Origin of the sequence: Streptomyces capillispiralis, from assembly GCF_007829875.1 — a bacterium.
GTDB classification, from domain to species: domain Bacteria; phylum Actinomycetota; class Actinomycetes; order Streptomycetales; family Streptomycetaceae; genus Streptomyces; species Streptomyces capillispiralis.
The window spans coordinates 5065621-5083562 of record NZ_VIWV01000001.1 but is presented as its reverse complement, the minus strand read 5'-3'; the positions used below and the strand labels follow the sequence as shown (position 1 = coordinate 5083562).

Here is a 17942-nt window from a genome sequence, read left to right as displayed (position 1 = left end):
AGGAGTACGGACATGACCAGCACCACCGCCACCGCCGCCGGGGCGACGACCGCCGCGCGGCCGGCCGCCTCGGAGGTCGAGCTGCTCATCGGCGGGATGACCTGCGCCTCCTGCGCGGCCCGCGTCGAGAAGAAGCTCAACCGCATGGACGGCGTCACCGCCACGGTGAACTACGCCACCGAGAAGGCCCGGATCACCTACCCGCCGGGCGTCGAGGTCGCCGACCTGATCGACACGGTCGTCCGCACCGGCTACACCGCCGAGGAACCCGCGCCGCCCACCGAGGAGGCGCCCGCCGCCGCGGAGGCCGATCCCGAACTGGCCGCACTGCGCCGGCGCCTGTCCGTCTCCGCGCTGCTCGCGCTGCCCGTCGTCCTCCTGGCCATGGTCCCGCCCCTGCAGTTCGACAACTGGCAGTGGCTCTCGCTCACCCTCGCCGCGCCCGTCGTGGTCTGGGGCGCCGCCCCCTTCCACCGGGCCGCCTGGACCAACCTCCGGCACGGCGCGGCCACCATGGACACGCTGGTCTCCGTCGGCACCCTCGCCGCGTTCGGCTGGTCCCTGTGGGCGCTGTTCCTCGGCGACGCGGGCATGCCCGGCATGCGGCACCCCTTCGACCTCACCGTCTCGCGCGCCGACGGCGCCTCCACGATCTACCTGGAGGTCGCGGCCGGCGTCACCGCGTTCATCCTGCTCGGCCGCTATCTGGAGGCCCGCTCCAAGCGCCGCGCGGGAGCGGCCCTGCGGGCCCTGATGGAACTGGGCGCCAAGGACGTGACCGTCCTGCGGTACGAGGAGGGCGAGCGCGACGCGCTCTCGGCCGAGGGCGGTGCCGGGAGACGGGTGGGCGGGCGCGAGGTGCGCATCCCGGCGGAGCGGCTGGCGGTGGGCGACCGGTTCGTCGTACGGCCCGGGGAGAAGATCGCCACCGACGGCACGGTGCTGGAGGGCTTCTCCGCCGTGGACGCCTCCATGCTGACCGGCGAGTCCGTGCCGGTGGACGTCGCCCCCGGCGACACCGTCACCGGCGCCACGGTGAACGCCGGCGGGCGGCTCGTCGTCGAGGCCACCCGGATCGGCGCCGACACGCAGCTCGCGCGCATGGCGAAGCTGGTCGAGGACGCGCAGAACGGCAAGGCGCAGGTGCAGCGGCTGGCCGACCGCATCTCCGCGGTGTTCGTGCCCGTGGTGCTGCTGATCGCCGTCGCCACCTTCGGGGTGTGGCTCGGCGCGACGGGCGACACCGTCGCCGCGTTCACCGCCGCCGTCGCCGTACTGATCATCGCCTGCCCCTGCGCGCTCGGGCTGGCCACCCCGACGGCGCTCATGGTGGGCACCGGGCGCGGCGCCCAGCTCGGCATCCTCATCAAGGGCCCGGAGGTCCTGGAGTCCACCCGCCGCGTCGACACCGTCGTGCTGGACAAGACCGGCACCGTCACCACCGGCCGGATGACCCTCCAGGCCGTGCACGTCGCCGACGGCACCGACGAGCGGCAGCTGCTGCGGCTCGCGGGCGCCCTGGAGCACGCCTCCGAGCACCCGGTCGCCCGGGCGGTCGCCGCGGGCGCCGAGGAGCGCGTCGGCCCGCTGCCGTCCGCCGAGCGCTTCGAGAACGTCCCCGGCCGGGGCGTACGCGGGCGCGTGGAGGGCCACGAGGTGGCCGTGGGGCGGCTCTTCGGGGACCTGCCGCCGGAGCTGGCCCGGGCCGCGCGGGAGGCCGAGCGGGACGGGCGTACGGCCGTGGTGGCGGGCTGGGACGGGGAGGCGCGCGGTGTCCTCGCCGTCGCCGACGCCGTGAAGGACACCAGCGCCGAGGCGGTGCGCGACCTGCGCGCCCTGGGGCTGACTCCGGTGCTGCTGACCGGTGACAACCGGACCGTGGCCGAGGCGGTGGCGCGGAGCGTGGGCATCGAGGAGGTCATCGCCGAGGTGCTGCCCGAGGACAAGGCCGGCGTCGTACGGCGGCTTCAGGGCGAGGGGCGCAGCGTCGCCATGGTCGGCGACGGCGTCAACGACGCGGCCGCGCTGGCCGTCGCTGATCTGGGTCTCGCCCTGGGCACCGGCACGGACGCGGCGATCGAGGCGGGCGATCTGACCCTGGTCCGCGGCGACCTGCGGGTGGCGGCGGACGCGATCCGGCTGTCCCGCAGGACGCTCGGCACGATCAAGGGCAACCTGGTGTGGGCCTTCGGCTACAACGTCGCCGCGCTGCCGCTGGCCGCCTCGGGGCTGCTGAACCCCATGATCGCCGGTGCCGCGATGGCGTTCTCCTCGGTGTTCGTGGTGACGAACAGCCTGCGGCTCCGGGCGTTTCATTGAGGTCTCAAGTGCGGTGAACCCCTGGAGTCCGCCACGAGCCTCACATAAGCTCTTCACAAGGCTCGCGCATCATCCTTACGCTTGAGTCCCGTTGAGCGGTTTGCGGGCTCTTGCGCACCAAAGGGTCATATGCAAGAGACGCAGATCACAGTGATCTGAACGTAACCATCGAAGGGGTTCGAAGGTCTAAGTTGACGATGTCGGGCAGCGTCTTGGGGGGCGCTTCCTGACATCTGGGGAATGTCTTGGGGGACGTTCCCAGAGATTGCGTTGCCGGGGCACGTACCAGCGGGGAGCTTTGAGCGGCCCTCCCGAACGTGCGCTGTCCCGGCAGACCGCATACGACGAGTGCGGCGGATTCCGTCCGCGCTCACACAGCGATTCAGGCGCTGTTCTCACAGGCGCCCGGCCGGATCCCGTGGGGGGAATCCGCACCGGGACATGGGAAGGCGCCCTGGTTCGTCGGCCCGTGGGGGGACCGGCGCCGGGGCGCCTTCTTCATTGCCTCGTGCGCACCCCGGCATCCGCAGACCCCTGACATCCGCCGACCCCGGCATCCGAAGACCCCGCACACGACGGGCGTGCGCGGGGTCCGGCGGTGCGGCTCGGAGCGGCGGTCAGCGCTCCTCGACCGGGACGAAGTCCCGCTCGACGATGCCCGTGTAGATCTGGCGCGGACGGCCGATGCGGGAGCCCGGCTCCTTGATCATCTCGTGCCACTGGGCGATCCAGCCCGGGAGGCGGCCGAGGGCGAACAGGACCGTGAACATCTCGGTCGGGAAGCCCATGGCCCGGTAGATCAGACCGGTGTAGAAGTCGACGTTCGGGTAGAGGCTGCGCGAGACGAAGTAGTCGTCGGAGAGCGCGTGCTCCTCCAGCTTCAGCGCGATGTCCAGCAGCTCGTCGGACTTGCCGAGGGCGGACAGCACATCGTGCGCGGCGGCCTTGATGATCTTGGCGCGCGGGTCGAAGTTCTTGTAGACCCGGTGGCCGAAGCCCATCAGGCGGACGCCGTCCTCCTTGTTCTTCACCTTGCGGATGAAGGAGTCGACGTCACCGCCGGCGTCGCGGATGCCTTCCAGCATCTCCAGCACCGACTGGTTGGCGCCGCCGTGCAGCGGGCCCCACAGGGCGTTGATGCCGGCGGAGATCGAGGCGAACATGTTCGCCTGCGAGGAGCCGACCAGGCGGACCGTGGAGGTCGAGCAGTTCTGCTCGTGGTCCGCGTGCAGGATCAGCAGCTTGTCCAGCGCGGAGACGACGACCGGGTCGAGCTCGTACTCCTGCGCGGGGACGGAGAAGGTCATGCGCAGGAAGTTCTCGACGTAGCCGAGGTCGTTGCGCGGGTAGACGAACGGGTGGCCGATCGACTTCTTGTACGCGTAGGCCGCGATCGTCGGGAGCTTGGCGAGCAGCCGGATGGTGGAGAGGTTGCGCTGACGCTCGTCGAACGGGTTGTGGCTGTCCTGGTAGAAGGTGGACAGCGCGGACACCACCGACGACAGCATGGCCATCGGGTGGGCGTCGCGCGGGAAGCCCTTGTAGAAGTTCTTGACGTCCTCGTGCAGCAGGGTGTGCTGCGTGATCTCGCCCTTGAACGCGGCCAGCTCGTCGACGGTCGGCAGTTCGCCGTTGATCAGCAGATAGGCGACCTCCAGGAAGGTGGAGCGCTCGGCCAGCTGCTCGATCGGGTAGCCGCGGTACCGGAGGATGCCGGCCTCGCCGTCGAGATAGGTGATCGCGGATTTATAGGCGGCGGTGTTGCCGTAGCCGCTGTCCAGCGTCACCAGACCGGTCTGGGCGCGGAGCTTCCCGATGTCGAAGCCCTTGTCGCCGACGGTGCTGTCGATCACCGGGTAGGTGTACTCGCCGTCGCCGTACCGCAGTACTACAGAGTTGTCGCTCACGTCTTCCCTCACCGACGTAGTGCCTCATCTTCGAGGTGCCCTGACTGTCTCTACCATCCCCCACTCGGCTCAGGTGAGTGCACTCGGGGTCGCCCATCGGGCCTATTGGCGGCACTCAGTGCCGCCAACTTGCCCATCCTGCCCCCTGTGTTCCCCATCCGGAAGGGCTCTGTGACCTTTACGACTCGTTTGATCGATCATTTTTTGGTGACGGCCCCCTCACCGCCGCACCGGGGCCCGTGGAGAGGCGGGAACCGGCGAGGCGGAAGTCCAGCGCCGTGCGGCGGCGGCCCGCCGAGACCGTGCGCACCGCCTGCCCGATCGCCTTGCGGGAGCCGACGAGGACCACCAGCCGCTTGGCCCGGGTGACCGCCGTGTAGAGCAGATTGCGCTGGAGCATCATCCACGCGCCCGTGGTCACCGGGATGACGACCGCCGGGTACTCGCTGCCCTGGGAGCGGTGGATGGTCACGGCGTAGGCGTGCGCCAGCTCGTCCAGCTCGTCGAAGTCGTACGGCACCTCCTCGTCCTCGTCGGTCAGCACCGTCAGACGCTGGTCGACCGGGTCGAGCGAGGTGACCACGCCCACGGTGCCGTTGAAGACTCCGTTCTCCCCTTTGTCGTAGTTGTTGCGGATCTGCGTCACCTTGTCGCCGACACGGAAGACCCGGCCGCCGAACCGCTTCTCCGCGAGGTCGGGGCGGCCCGGGGTGACGGCCTGCTGGAGCAGACCGTTCAGGGTGCCCGCGCCGGCCGGACCGCGGTGCATGGGCGCCAGCACCTGCACGTCCCGGCGCGGATCGAGGCCGAACTTCGCCGGGATGCGCCGGGCCGCGACGTCGACGGTGAGCCGGCCGGCCTCCTCCGTGTCGTCCTCGACGAAGAGGAAGAAGTCCTTCATGCCGTCGGTGACCGGGTGCTGCCCGGCGTTGATGCGGTGCGCGTTGGTGACGACGCCGGACTGCTGCGCCTGGCGGAAGACACGGGTGAGCCGGACGGCGGGGACGGGGCCGCCGTCGGCGAGGAGGTCCCGGAGCACCTCGCCGGCGCCGACGCTGGGCAGCTGGTCGACGTCGCCGACGAAGAGGAGGTGGGCGCCCGGCGGCACGGCCTTGACCAGCTTGTTGGCGAGGAGCAGGTCCAGCATGGACGCCTCGTCGACCACCACCAGGTCGGCGTCGAGCGGGCGGTCACGGTCGTAGGCCGCGTCACCGCCGGGCCTCAGCTCCAGCAGGCGGTGGACGGTGGAGGCCTCGGCGCCGGTCAGCTCGGCGAGCCGCTTGGCGGCGCGGCCGGTCGGGGCGGCGAGCACGACCTTGGCCCGCTTGGCGCGGGCCAGCTCCACGATGGAGCGCACGGTGAACGACTTGCCGCAGCCGGGCCCGCCCGTGAGGACGGCGACCTTCTCGGTCAGCGCCAGCTTGACGGCCGCCTCCTGCTCCGGCGCTAGCTCCGTGCCCGTGCGCCCCTTCAGCCAGCCGAGCGCCTTGTCCCAGACCACGTCCCGGAAGACGGGCATCCGGTCCTCGTCCGTGCGCAGGAGGCGCAGCAGCTGGGCGGAGAGGGCGACTTCGGCGCGGTGGAAGGGGACGAGGTAGATGGCGGTCACGGGGTCGCCGCCCTCCGGATCGGGGACCTTCTCCCGTACGACTCCGGGGTCCTCGCCGTCCTCGGGCTCGGCGGCGAGTTCGGCCAGGCACTCGATGACCAGGCCGGTGTCGACCTGGAGCAGCTTGACCGCGTCGGCGATCAGCTTCTCCTCGGGGAGATAGCAGTGCCCCTGGTCGGTGGCCTGCGACAGGGCGTACTGCAGGCCCGCCTTGACCCGGTCCGGGCTGTCGTGCGGGATGCCGACGGACTGGGCGATCTTGTCGGCGGTGAGGAAGCCGATGCCCCAGACGTCGGCGGCCAGCCGGTAGGGCTGGTTCTTCACCACGGAGATCGAGGCGTCACCGTACTTCTTGTAGATCCGGACCGCGATCGACGTCGACACCTCGACGGACTGGAGGAAGAGCATGACCTCCTTGATCGCCTTCTGTTCCTCCCAGGCGTCGGCGATCCTCTTCGTCCGCTTGGGGCCGAGGCCGGGGACCTCGATCAGCCGCTTCGGCTCCTCCTCGATGATCCGGAGCGTGTCCAGCCCGAAGTGCTGGGTGATGCGGTCGGCGAAGACCGGGCCGATGCCCTTGACCAGGCCGGAGCCGAGGTAGCGGCGGATGCCCTGCACCGTGGCCGGCAGGACGGTCGTGTAGTTCTCCACGTGGAACTGCTTGCCGTACTGCGGGTGCGACCCCCAGCGGCCCTCCATCCGCAGGGACTCCCCCGCCTGGGCGCCGAGCAGGGCGCCGACGACCGTGAGCAGGTCACCGGCGCCCCTGCCGGTGTCGACGCGGGCGACCGTGTAGCCGTTCTCCTCGTTGGCGTACGTGATGCGCTCCAGGACGCCTTCGAGCACGGCGAGTCGGCGTTCGCCGGGGGAGGTCTCCGACTGGTTGGTCATGATCCGACGGTACCGGTGGGGGGTGACAGGGGCTGAAGGCTTTGGGGGTGGTGGGGTGGGTTGTGCGGAGGGGTCCGTGTCGGGTGGGACGGGGGTGGGCGAAAACCGTGAACAGGGAGGCAGTACGTGTCCACGGGGCGTTCAGTGGCCGCCGATGCCGGTGTGGGGTCGGTGGTAGTCGGGCGTTGCCGGTCGGGACCCGCTCGACGACGACGCCCTGCCGGTCCAACCCATCGCGGGCGTCTTCCCGTTCAGCGGCCGATGCTGTCCAGCTCGGCCACATCCTCGTCCGAGAGGGAGAGACCGGCGCCCGCGATGTTCTCGCGCAGGTGGGCGGTGGACGAAGTACCGGGGATGAGCAGGATGTTCGGCGAGCGCTGGATCAGCCAGGCCAGGGCGACCGACATGGGCGTCGCCCCCAGTCGGTTCGCGACCCGTGAGAGGGCCTCGGACTGGAGCGGCGTGAAGCCTCCCAGGGGGAAGAACGGCACGTAGGCGATGCCATCGGCGGCGAGATGATCCACGAGGTCGTCGTCGTGGCGGCGGGCGAGGTTGTACATGTTCTGTACGCACACGATCGGGGCGATGCCGCGCGCCTCAGCGACCTGCTCTCCGGTGACATTGCTGACGCCGAGGTGGCGGATCAGTCCCTCTTGCTGGAGGTCGACGAGCGTCTCGAACGCTTCGGCGATCGAGCCGGCCTGCGGGCCCTGGGCGTCGCCCATGCGCATGTTGACCAGGTCGAGGGTGTCGACGCCGAGGGATTCGAGGTTTTCATGGACCTGCTTGCGCAGGTCTTCGGGACGCCGGGCCGTGGGCCAGCCGCCCTGCGCGTCGCGGGCCGCACCCACCTTGGTGGCGATGAACAGCGGCTCCGGGTAGGGGTGCAGCGCTTCACGGATCAGCTCGTTCGTGATGCGCGGTCCGTAGGCGTCGCTGGTGTCGATGTGGGTGATCCCGAGGCTGACCGCCTCGCGCAGCACGGCCAGAGCGCCGTCGCGATCGGCGGGCGGCCCCATGACCCACGGACCGGCGAGTTGCATCGCGCCGTAGCCGAACCGGGTGACGGACGAGTCACCCAGCGTCCAGGTTCCGCCGGGACGAGGTGCGGAGGGCGTGTTCATCGTGGGGCCTTTCACTTCATGCAAGGGGTGGTATCTCCAACCCCCTTGCACCAGTGTTGGAGAGGAACTTCCCGCAGGGAAGTAGGCACTTCGAAGTGCGTAACACCCCAGAAGGTGAGAGGCGAGATCAGTGACGACGAAGGCCGACAAGGAAGCACAGGCCAAGGCGGAGTACAACGCGTTCCTGGCGGTGTGCCCCAGCCGTCAGCTCCTCGACCGGATCTCGGACAAGTGGGTCGTCCTGATCCTGTGCGCACTGGGCGGTGACACACCCGAACAGTCCGGCGCATCGCACGCCCCGAAGGCGATGCGCTACTCCGAGCTGGCCCGGCTACTGGCCGGCGTCAGCCAGAAGATGCTGACCCAGACCCTGCGGGCTCTCGAACGCGACGGTTTGCTCATCCGCACCGTGACACCCACGGTCCCTGTCACCGTCACCTACGAGCTGACCGACCTCGGCCTCTCACTCCACCACCTGACACGCGGGCTCAGGCAGTGGGCCCAGATCCACATGGAACAAGTCCTCGCCCATCGCGAGAGCCACGACGCACGAGCTTCCTAGCGGGGCGGCGTTCTCCGTCTGGCGTTGATTTCTAGGGGAGGGTGAGGATGCGCGGGCCTTGGTCGGTGATGGCGACGGTGTGTTCGAAGTGGGCGGCCCTGCTGCCGTCCGTGGTGCGCAGGGTCCAGCCGTCGGCGTCGGTGCGGTAGGTGTCGCGGCCTCCGGCCATGAGCATGGGTTCGATGGCGAGGACCAGGCCGTGGCGGAGGGGGAAACCACGGCCGGGGCGGCCGCGGTTGGGGACGTGCGGGTCCTCGTGCATGCTGCGGCCGATGCCGTGGCCGCCGAAGTCGGCGGGCATGCCGCAGGCCGCCTCGCGGGCCACGGAATCGATGGCGTGGGAGATGTCGCCGATGCGACCGCCCACCTGGGCGGCGGCGATGCCCGCGTCGAGGGCCCGCTGGGTGGCGTCGATCAGATCGCGGTCACCGGGGCGGGGCGTGCCGACGGTGAAGCTGATGGCCGCGTCGCCCGCCCAGCCGTCGAGCTGGGCGCCGCAGTCGACGCTCACCAGGTCGCCGTCGCGCAGCCGGTAGCCGGTGGGGATGCCGTGCGACACCGCGTCGTTGACGGACGTACAGATCACGGCGGGGAAGGGGACCGGGGCGAAGGACGGCTGGTAACCGAGGAACGGGGAGCCGGCTCCAGCCTCGTCCAGAACCGCCCGGGCCGCTTCGTCCAGTTCCCGCAGGGACACCCCCACGTCGGCCGCGTCACGGACCGCGGCCAGGGCGCGGGCCACCACCCGCCCGGCCTCCCGCATCGCGTCCAGCGCGGCATCGGTCTTGATCTCCACCATGTGTTCGACTCCTCGGAGCACGTCGACCCAATACTTATACCGGTATTAGTATCACGGTCGGTCGTGGGCGCCGCCCGGCGAGGGGGACTGCGGGCGCCGCCCGGCGAGGGGGACTGCGGGCGCCGCCCGGCGAGGGGGACTCCAGGAGGGAGGCGGCTTTCGGCCACCCCACCTCATCCGTGGACTCCGGCCGCCAACCCCGGCGGGAGCCACCCCCTGCCCCTGCCGGCGGTGAACAGCAGGTACGCCCGGGCCGACCGCCCCGATTGACCCCCACCACCCCGGTCACAATCACGTATCGGCCACCCCCGCCCCCTTGCTCCCCTCCCGTGTAATCGATTCCAATCCTCCGTGTAATCGATTCCACAAGGAGGTGGAGCGGCGATGGCGAGCATCAAGGACGTCGCCTCCGAGGCGGGCCTCTCCGTCGCCACGGTGTCGCGCGTCCTGAACGACCACCCGTCGGTCAGCGAGGACGCCCGCGGACGCGTGCTGGCCGCCGTCCAGACGCTGGGCTACCGCCCGAACGCCGTCGCCCGGTCGCTGCGCACCGACCAGACCCGCACCCTCGGCCTGGTCATCAGCGACGTGATGAACCCGTACTTCACCGAACTGGCCCGCTCCGTCGAGGAAGAGGCCCGCGCGCTCGGCTACAGCGTGATCATCGGCAACGCCGACGAGCGGCCCGAACTCCAGGACCACCACGTGACGACACTGCTGGACCGCCGTATCGACGGGCTGCTCGTCTCCCCCACCGACGGCGGTTCGCCGCGCATGCTGGACGCCGCCCGCGCCGGCACACCGATGGTGTTCGTGGACCGGTGGATCCCGGGCGTGGACGTGCCGGTGGTGCGCTCCGACGGGCAAACGGCCGTACGGGACCTCGTGGCGCATCTGCACCGGCTCGGGCACCGCCGGCTCGCCATCATCGCGGGCCCGGCGGCCACCACCACCGGCCGCGAACGCGTCGACGCCTTCCGCGCCGCGCTGCGCGAGCACGGCCTGGAACTGCCCGCCGCCTACATCGGCCAGGGCGACTTCCAGGCCGACAGCGGGCGCCGGGTGACCGAGGGCTTCCTCGACCTGGCCGAGCCGCCCGAGGTCGTCTTCGCCGCCGACAACCTGATGGCGCTCGGCGCGCTGGACGCCGTACGCGCGCGCGGGCTGCGGGTGCCCGACGACATCGCGCTGGCGGCGTTCGACGACATCCCCTGGTTCGTGCACACCGACCCGCCGGTCACCGCGATCGCCCAGCCCACGGGCGCGCTCGGGCGGGCCGCCGTGCGCGCGCTGGTCGACCGCATCGAGGGCCGGCCCGGTGAGTCCGTCACCCTTCCCGCCCGGCTCGTCGTGCGCCGCTCGTGCGGCGAGCCCGTACCCCCACAGTCCCCGTCCCCCGTACGAAGGAGTACGCCGTGAGCAACCCGGACGAGTTGCTGCGCATCGAGGGCATCCGCAAGACCTTCCCGGGCGTGGTCGCCCTCGACAACGTCGACTTCGACCTGCGCCGGGGCGAGGTGCACGTCCTCCTCGGTGAGAACGGCGCCGGCAAGAGCACGCTGATCAAGATGCTCTCCGGTGCCTACACGCCCGACGCCGGCCGGATCCTGGCCGGTGGCCAGGAGGTGCGCATCCACGATGCGCAGGACTCCGAGCGGCTCGGGATCGCCACCATCTACCAGGAGTTCAACCTCGTCCCCGATCTGACGGTCGCCGAGAACATCTTCCTGGGGCGGCAGCCGCGCCGCTTCGGGATGATCGACCGGAAGACGATGGAGGCGGACGCGGCGGTGCTGCTCGAGCGCGTCGGCGTCACCGTGTCGCCGCGCGCGCGGGTCCGTGACCTCGGGATCGCGCGGCTGCAGATGGTCGAGATCGCCAAGGCGCTCAGCCTGGACGCGCGCGTGCTCATCATGGACGAGCCGACGGCCGTGCTGACCTCGGAGGAGGTCGAGAAGCTGTTCGCCATCGTGCGGCGGCTGCGCGAGGACGGCGTCGGCATCGTGTTCATCACCCACCACCTGGAGGAGATCGCCGCCCTGGGCGACCGGGTCACCGTCATCCGGGACGGCAGGAGCGTCGGCCAGGTGCCCGCCTCCACGCCCGAGGACGAGCTCGTACGCCTCATGGTGGGACGGTCGATCGAGCAGCAGTACCCGCGTGCGCGGCCGGAGACCGGCGACGCGCTGCTCCGGGTGGAGGGGCTCACCCGCGACGGCGTCTTCCACGACGTGAGCTTCGAGGTGCGCGCCGGTGAGGTCGTCGGCATCGCGGGGCTGGTCGGGGCCGGGCGCACGGAGGTCGTGCGGGCCGTGTTCGGGGCGGACCCGTACGACAGCGGGGCCGTGAAGGTCGACGGCACGCCGGTGCGCGGCCACGACGTGGGCGCGGCCATGGCGGCCGGGATCGGGCTCGTGCCGGAGGACCGCAAGGGGCAGGGGCTGGTCCTCGACGCCTCCGTCGCGGAGAACCTCGGGCTGGTCACCCTGCGGTCCGCCACCCGTGCGGGGCTCGTCGACCTCAAGGGGCAGCACGCGGCGGCCGCGCGGATCGCCGAACAGCTCGGGGTGCGGATGGCGGGCCTCGGGCAGCACGTGCGCACCCTGTCCGGCGGCAACCAGCAGAAGGTCGTCATCGGCAAGTGGCTGCTGGCCGACACCAGGGTGCTGATCCTCGACGAGCCCACGCGCGGCATCGACGTGGGCGCCAAGGTCGAGATCTACCAGCTCGTCAACGAGCTCACCGCGCAGGGCGCCGCCGTCCTGATGATCTCCAGCGATCTGCCCGAGGTGCTCGGCATGAGCGACCGGGTGCTGGTGATGGCGCAGGGCCGGATCGCCGGCGAACTCCCCGCCGAACGGGCCACGCAGGACGCCGTGATGGCACTCGCCGTCGGCACCGGCGTCCACGACCACGACGACACCGACACCGACACCGACGACACGACCGACAAGGAGGCCACCGGTGGCCACTGACACGCTCAAGAAGCCCACGGGCGCGGGTGGCGCCCCGGGCGGCCTGCGCCGGCTGCTCCTCGACAACGGGGCGCTCACCGCGCTCATCGTCCTGGTCATCGCCATGTCGGCGCTGTCCGGTGACTTCCTGACCGCCGACAACCTGCTGAACGTCGGCGTCCAGGCGGCCGTGACGGCGATCCTCGCCTTCGGCGTGACCTTCGTGATCGTCTCCGCGGGCATCGACCTGTCGGTCGGTTCGGTCGCCGCGCTGTCGGCCACCGTGCTGGCGTGGAGCGCCACCTCGCAGGGCGTCCCGGTGGTGCTCGCGGTGGTCCTCGCCATCGCCACCGGCATCGCCTGCGGCCTGGTCAACGGCTTCCTCGTCTCGTACGGCAAGCTGCCGTCGTTCATCGCGACGCTGGCCATGCTGTCGGTGGCGCGCGGTCTGTCCCTGGTGATCTCGCAGGGCTCCCCGATCCCCTTCCCGGACTCCGTCTCGCACCTGGGTGACACGCTCGGCGGCTGGCTGCCCGTGCCGGTGCTGGTGATGGTCGCCATGGGGCTGCTCACCGCGTTCGTGCTGGGCCGGACGTACATCGGCCGCTCGATGTACGCGATCGGCGGCAACGAGGAGGCGGCCCGGCTGTCCGGGCTGCGGGTGAAGAAGCAGAAGCTCGCCATCTACGCGCTGTCCGGCCTGTTCGCCGCCGCCGCGGGCATCGTGCTCGCCGCCCGGCTGTCGTCCGCGCAGCCGCAGGCCGCGCAGGGCTACGAGCTGGACGCGATCGCCGCGGTCGTCATCGGCGGCGCCTCGCTGGCGGGTGGCACCGGCAAGGCGTCGGGCACCCTGATCGGCGCGCTGATCCTGGCGGTGCTGCGCAACGGCCTGAACCTGCTGTCGGTGTCGGCGTTCTGGCAGCAGGTCGTCATCGGTGTGGTGATCGCGCTGGCGGTGCTCCTCGACACGCTGCGGCGCAAGGCGGGGGCCACTCCGGTGGCGGCCGGCACGCCGGGCGCCGGGGGCGGGAAGAAGCAGGCGGCGACGTACGTACTCGCCGCGGTGGTCGCGGCGGCGGTCGTCGGCGCCATGTCCTTCCTGCACAACGGCTCGCCGGCGGCGAGGAACGAGCGGATCGGTCTGTCCCTGTCGACGCTGAACAACCCGTTCTTCGTGCAGATCCGGGCCGGTGCCGAGGAGGAGGCGAGGAAGCGGGGCGTGGACCTCACGGTCACCGACGCGCAGAACGACGCCTCGCAGCAGGCCAACCAGTTGCAGAACTTCACCAGTGGCGGCCTCGGCGCGATCGTCGTGAACCCGGTGGACTCGGACGCGGCCGGCCCGTCGGTGCGCTCGGCCAACCGGTCCGGGATCCCCGTCGTCGCCGTCGACCGGGGCGTCAACGAGGCGGAGACGGACGCGCTGGTCGCCTCCGACAACGTCGCGGGCGGCCGGCAGGGCGCGAAGGCGCTCGCCGAGAAGCTGGGCGGCCGGGGCACCATCGTGATCCTCCAGGGCCAGGCCGGCACCTCCGCGAGCCGGGAGCGCGGCGCGGGCTTCGCCGAGGGGCTGAAGGACTACCCGGGCATCAAGGTGGTCGCCAAGCAGCCCGCGGACTTCGACCGCACCAAGGGCCTCGACGTGATGACGAACCTCCTCCAGGCCCACCCGGACGTCGACGGCGTGTTCGCCGAGAACGACGAGATGGCGCTCGGCGCGATCAAGGCGCTCGGCGCGAAGGCCGGCACGTCGGTGCAGGTCGTCGGGTTCGACGGCACGCCGGACGGGCTCAAGGCGGTCGAGGCGGGCACGCTGTACGCGTCCGTCGCGCAGCAGCCGAGGGAACTCGGCAGGATCGCGGTGGACAACGCGCTGCGCGCGATCGAGGGCGAGAAGGTCAGCGGGACGGTGAAGGTTCCGGTGAAGGTGGTCACGAAGGAGAACGTGGCCGGCTTCGGCGGCTGACACCGGCGAGAAGACCGGGGGCGGGCGGTCACGACGACCGCCCGCCCCACGTGACCACGTGGGGAGCCACTACATGTACGACTACGACCTGCTGGTCGTGGGGTCGGCCAACGCCGACCTGGTGATCGGTGTGGAGCGCCGGCCGGACGCCGGGGAGACGGTGCTGGGGTCGGACCTGGCCGTCCACCCAGGCGGCAAGGGCGCGAACCAGGCGGTCGCGGCCGCCCGGCTCGGCGCCCGTACGGCGCTGCTGGCCCGGGTCGGCGACGACGGGCACGGCCGGCTGCTGCTGGACTCGCTGCGGGCGGCCGGTGTGGACACGGTGGGCGTACTGGTGGGCGGGGCGCCGACCGGGGTCGCGCTGATCACGGTGGACCCGTCGGGTGACAACAGCATCGTGGTGTCACCGGGCGCGAACGGGCGGCTGACGCCGGCGGACGTGCGGGCGGCGGGGAGTCTCTTCCACGCCTCCCGGGTGGTGTCCGCGCAGTTGGAGATCCCGTTGGAGACGGTGGTGGAGGCGGTGCGGAGCCTGGCGCCGGGCAGCCGGTTCGTACTGAACCCGTCCCCGCCGCGCCCGCTGCCGCCGGAGGTGCTGGCGGCCTGCGATCCGCTGATCGTCAACGAGCACGAGGCGAAGGTCATCCTGGGTGACGGTGCCACGGTGAGCGACGAGCCGGAGGACTGGGCGCGGCTGCTGCTGGCGAAGGGCCCGCGGTCGGTGGTGGTGACGCTGGGCGGCGAGGGCGCGCTGGTGGCGTCCCGGGACGGGGTCGCGCGGGTCGCCCCGGTCGCGGTGCGCGCGGTGGACACCACCGGTGCGGGCGACGCGTTCACGGCCGCGCTGGCGTGGCGGCTGGGTGCGGGCGAGCCGCTCGCCGAGGCGGCGGCGTTCGCGGCCCGGGTGGGCGCGGCGACCGTCACCAAGGAGGGCGCGCAGGTGTCCTTCCCGACGGCGGCGGAGGTCGCGGCGCTGTGAGGAAGCACGGAATCCTGAACCGGCACCTCACCGGTGCCCTGGCCGAACTCGGCCACGGCGACGGGGTGCTGGTGTGCGACGCCGGGATGCCGATACCCGACGGGCCGCGCGTGGTGGACCTGGCGTTCCGGGCGGGCGTGCCGTCGTTCGCGGAGGTCGTCGAGGGGCTGCTGGAGGAGCTGGTCGTCGAGGGCGCCACGGCGGCCGCCGAGGTGCGGGACGCCAATCCGGCGGCGGCCGGGCTGCTGACGGAGCGCTTCCCGGGGCTCGAACTGGTGCCGCACGAGCGGCTGAAGGAGCTGAGCGCCGGCGCGCGGCTGGTGGTGCGCACCGGCGAGGCACGGCCGTACGCGAACGTGCTGCTGCGCTGCGGGGTGTTCTTCTGACGTGCTCTTCTGACGTGTGCTTCTGACGTGTGCTTCTGACTGTTCTTGCGAGGAACGCGGACGCGCGTACTTCGAGGGGGCCCGGTCCGTCGACCGGGCCCCCTCGGATCCCTCCCCGTCAGAACCCCTCAAGCCCCCCGGGTCCCCTCCCAGGAGTCCTGACACCGAGTACGACCCGTGAGGTGCGGGGAGGGTTGCACGGTCTCCGCGGGATTTTTCCGGCGCCGGTTCCCTACGATGGCTGTCGGGCAGGACGCAGCCGTCCGGTACGCGTTGGGGGCGTAAGGCGATGCTGGTGCAGGAGTTCCGGACCGATGTCGTGCGGCCCGCCGAGCGGTGGGACCTGTGGCAGGACGTGGCGACGCGGACCCATGTGCCCAATCTGCTGCGCAGTGAGCGCAGGGACGACTTCGATGCCACGATGCGGGTGCTGCCGCTCGGGGACGTGCAGATCGCCGAGCTGAGGCTGCCGCACCTGGACACGGTGCGCACGCCGCGGACCATCCGGCGCTTCGACCCGGAGTTCCTCCAGATCAACTGCCAGCTCGACGGTGACGGCGGGATGGCGCAGGACGGCAACGAGACGGCGTTCCGGGTGGGGCAGCTCGTCGTGGCCGACACCAGCCTGCCCTACGAGGCCCTCATCAACCGGACGTCCGAGCGGTCGACGACGGTGGTGGTCAGCATGCCCAGGACGCGGCTGCCGCTGCCGCCGCGTGTGGTGCGGGGCCTGCTGGCCACGTCCGTCACGGTGGACCGGGGCATGGGCGGGGCGCTGCACCGCTGGCTGGCCGATGTCGCCCGGCGCGCGGGGGAGTTCACGGAGGCGGACGCGCCCGCGCTGGCGTCGGTGACGACGGATCTGATCGCCTCCGTGCTCGGTGGCTGCGCGGACTCGGAGGACGCGCTGCCCCCGGAGTCCCGTCGGCGCGCCCTGCACACCAGGATCCGGGACTTCATCGAACGGAACCTGGGCGATCCGTCGCTGTCGCCGGTGACGGTGGCGGCGGCTCACGGCATCTCGGTGCGCCATCTGCACCAGCTGTTCGCGGCGGAGGGGGAGGCGCCGGCGGCCTGGATCCGCCACCGCCGCCTGGAGCGCTGCCGTCGCGACCTGGCCGACCCCCGGCTGCGGGGCCGCGCCGTGCACTGGATCGCGGCGCGGTGGGGCTTCACCGACCCGGCGACCTTCAGCCGCGTCTTCCGCCGGGTGTACGGCATGACACCCACGGACCACCGCCACCACCACGCCGGCGGGTAGGGGCCGTTCCGCTTCTGCCGGAATCGACAAGATCCCTGCACGGACCGTCAAGGATTCAAGCTCCCGGCTGCCTCATGCTGGTGCCCGTGCACAGTGGGGGCTGTGCACTGCGGGGAGCAGGGGGGAAGCACCGTGCGGTGCCGGCGAACGTCGGCGTCCGGTCCGGCACCGCACCGCTCGCGCTCCGCGCCGGGCCCGTACGGACTGCGCCCCGTACCGGGCCCGCACTGCGTGCGCCGCTCCCGCCGCTCGGGGCCGCGCACGACGGGCCTGTCCCGCGCGCTCCACGCGCCGTGCCGCGGTCTCGGCGAGTCCTGGTCCGACGTGTATCGGCGTCGGTCGTGTCCCCGGCGTGTCCGGATCCTGTCACACCGTGATCAATGACATTGCGTCCGCAACGCGTTGTGCGACAGCATGTTCGAACGGTTCTGTGATGCGTACGTGACGCACGGGGGTGACACACGTGAAGTTCGACATGGGGTCGACGACCCTGTCGGATCTGGGGAAGAGCACGGTCGGTTCGAGCACCGACCTGGGCACGCTGATCCGCATGCTCATCCAGGCGGCCGAGCCGCTGGAGGGCAAGTTCAACGGCTCCGGAAAGGTCGCCTTCGACTCCTTCAAGACGCGTGCGGACGAGATCACCGCCGCGCTGAACGAGTCGCTCGGCGCGATCCTCGAGGGCCAGGGCGGTATGGACACCGCGTTCACCACCGGTGAGACCGAACAGCACGACAACGCCCAGAAGAACATGGGCGCGGCCAACTTCGACGCGGCCCGCTTCGGCGCGCGCTAGGCCGCCCACCGGGACAGGGGCCGACAACCACAGGGGGTTTTGAGATGGGCCAGAATCTGGACCGCCGCTCCTACGACACCGGCGCGTCGAGCGAGGTGCAGGGCGGCTTGCAGGGAATCGTCGGGCAGTTGGAGCGCGTGCTGGCCGACCGCGACAAGGCCGTCAAGGCCGCCATGGCCGACTTCCGGGCCGACGGGGTCTCCGAGGAGTACCACGGCAAGGAACTGCGCTGGAACCGCGCGGCCAACGAGGTGCGCAGCATCATCCAACTGGTGCGCACGACTCTCGAGGACAACGACGGGACGGCCCAGTCGACGCTGGCGAAGGCGCGCGCGGCGGTCGACAACATCGGCTGACGCGGGCGCGTCGGCGGGACGACGGCACACGGG

14 protein-coding genes are annotated in these 17942 nt (G+C 71.4%); 10 read left to right on the top strand and 4 right to left on the bottom strand.

Going from position 1 to position 17942, the window contains the following annotated elements; all coding sequences use genetic code 11:
• The first annotated feature begins 12 nt into the window (after positions 1–12).
• Positions 13–2319 (top strand): heavy metal translocating P-type ATPase, encoded by a 2307-nt coding sequence (locus FHX78_RS22100; RefSeq protein WP_145869159.1) that lies wholly within the window; start codon positions 13–15, stop codon positions 2317–2319.
• Positions 2320–2936: 617 nt separating this feature from the next.
• Here FHX78_RS22100 and FHX78_RS22095 read toward each other — a convergent pair.
• The 3 genes from FHX78_RS22095 to FHX78_RS22085 form a co-directional block, all read right to left on the bottom strand.
• Entirely contained in the window at positions 2937–4226 is a 1290-nt protein-coding gene (locus FHX78_RS22095; RefSeq protein ID WP_145869158.1) for a citrate synthase, read from the bottom strand.
• A 178-nt stretch (positions 4227–4404) separates the two neighbouring features.
• Positions 4405–6726 (bottom strand): SF1B family DNA helicase RecD2, encoded by a 2322-nt coding sequence (gene recD2 / locus FHX78_RS22090; protein ID WP_145869157.1) that lies wholly within the window; start codon positions 6724–6726, stop codon positions 4405–4407.
• A gap of 251 nt (positions 6727–6977) precedes the next feature.
• Positions 6978–7850, bottom strand: coding sequence for an aldo/keto reductase family oxidoreductase (locus FHX78_RS22085; RefSeq protein ID WP_145869156.1), 873 nt, complete (start codon positions 7848–7850; stop codon positions 6978–6980).
• A gap of 130 nt (positions 7851–7980) precedes the next feature.
• On the opposite strand from FHX78_RS22085, the gene FHX78_RS22080 reads away from it, so the two are divergent.
• Positions 7981–8412, top strand: a complete 432-nt coding sequence (locus FHX78_RS22080; protein ID WP_145869155.1) for a winged helix-turn-helix transcriptional regulator — start codon at positions 7981–7983, stop codon at positions 8410–8412.
• A 31-nt stretch (positions 8413–8443) separates the two neighbouring features.
• Here the strand turns inward: FHX78_RS22080 and map are convergent, their stop codons facing one another.
• Positions 8444–9211, bottom strand: coding sequence for a type I methionyl aminopeptidase (gene map / locus FHX78_RS22075; RefSeq protein WP_145869154.1), 768 nt, complete (start codon positions 9209–9211; stop codon positions 8444–8446).
• A gap of 384 nt (positions 9212–9595) precedes the next feature.
• On the opposite strand from map, the gene FHX78_RS22070 reads away from it, so the two are divergent.
• The 8 genes from FHX78_RS22070 (at position 9596) to FHX78_RS22035 (ending at position 17909) form a co-directional block, all read left to right on the top strand.
• Complete coding sequence (locus FHX78_RS22070) at positions 9596–10630, top strand: LacI family DNA-binding transcriptional regulator (RefSeq protein WP_145869153.1); 1035 nt, start codon at positions 9596–9598, stop codon at positions 10628–10630.
• Positions 10627–12186, top strand: coding sequence for a sugar ABC transporter ATP-binding protein (locus tag FHX78_RS22065; protein WP_145869152.1), 1560 nt, complete (start codon positions 10627–10629; stop codon positions 12184–12186). Before FHX78_RS22070 ends, FHX78_RS22065 begins: the two co-directional genes overlap by 4 nt.
• Positions 12176–14131, top strand: coding sequence for an ABC transporter permease/substrate-binding protein (locus FHX78_RS22060; RefSeq protein ID WP_145869151.1), 1956 nt, complete (start codon positions 12176–12178; stop codon positions 14129–14131). Before FHX78_RS22065 ends, FHX78_RS22060 begins: the two co-directional genes overlap by 11 nt.
• Before the next feature lie 73 nt (positions 14132–14204).
• Positions 14205–15110 (top strand): ribokinase, encoded by a 906-nt coding sequence (locus tag FHX78_RS22055; RefSeq protein WP_145869150.1) that lies wholly within the window; start codon positions 14205–14207, stop codon positions 15108–15110.
• Positions 15107–15496, top strand: coding sequence for a D-ribose pyranase (gene rbsD, locus FHX78_RS22050; protein WP_145869149.1), 390 nt, complete (start codon positions 15107–15109; stop codon positions 15494–15496). The genes FHX78_RS22055 and rbsD overlap by 4 nt, the downstream gene beginning before the upstream one ends.
• 289 nt (positions 15497–15785) lie before the next feature.
• Entirely contained in the window at positions 15786–16757 is a 972-nt protein-coding gene (locus FHX78_RS22045) for an AraC-like ligand-binding domain-containing protein (protein ID WP_145869148.1), read from the top strand.
• Positions 16758–17220: 463 nt separating this feature from the next.
• Positions 17221–17553 carry a hypothetical protein gene (locus FHX78_RS22040; protein ID WP_145869147.1) on the top strand — a complete coding sequence of 111 codons (333 nt, stop codon included), beginning with the start codon at positions 17221–17223 and terminating at the stop codon, positions 17551–17553.
• 44 nt (positions 17554–17597) lie between these two features.
• Positions 17598–17909, top strand: coding sequence for a pore-forming ESAT-6 family protein (locus FHX78_RS22035; protein ID WP_145869146.1), 312 nt, complete (start codon positions 17598–17600; stop codon positions 17907–17909).
• Positions 17910–17942 lie beyond the last annotated feature (33 nt).

Coding starts and splice junctions, on each gene's coding strand:
- FHX78_RS22045 (WP_145869148.1), top strand. CDS start 15,786: ATGCTGGTGCAGGAGTTCCGGACCGATGTCGTGCGGCCCGCCGAGCGG.
- FHX78_RS22100 (WP_145869159.1), top strand. CDS start 13: ATGACCAGCACCACCGCCACCGCCGCCGGGGCGACGACCGCCGCGCGG.
- FHX78_RS22085 (WP_145869156.1), bottom strand. CDS start 7,850: ATGAACACGCCCTCCGCACCTCGTCCCGGCGGAACCTGGACGCTGGGT.
- FHX78_RS22035 (WP_145869146.1), top strand. CDS start 17,598: ATGGGCCAGAATCTGGACCGCCGCTCCTACGACACCGGCGCGTCGAGC.
- FHX78_RS22055 (WP_145869150.1), top strand. CDS start 14,205: ATGTACGACTACGACCTGCTGGTCGTGGGGTCGGCCAACGCCGACCTG.
- FHX78_RS22070 (WP_145869153.1), top strand. CDS start 9,596: ATGGCGAGCATCAAGGACGTCGCCTCCGAGGCGGGCCTCTCCGTCGCC.
- map (WP_145869154.1), bottom strand. CDS start 9,211: ATGGTGGAGATCAAGACCGATGCCGCGCTGGACGCGATGCGGGAGGCC.
- recD2 (WP_145869157.1), bottom strand. CDS start 6,726: ATGACCAACCAGTCGGAGACCTCCCCCGGCGAACGCCGACTCGCCGTG.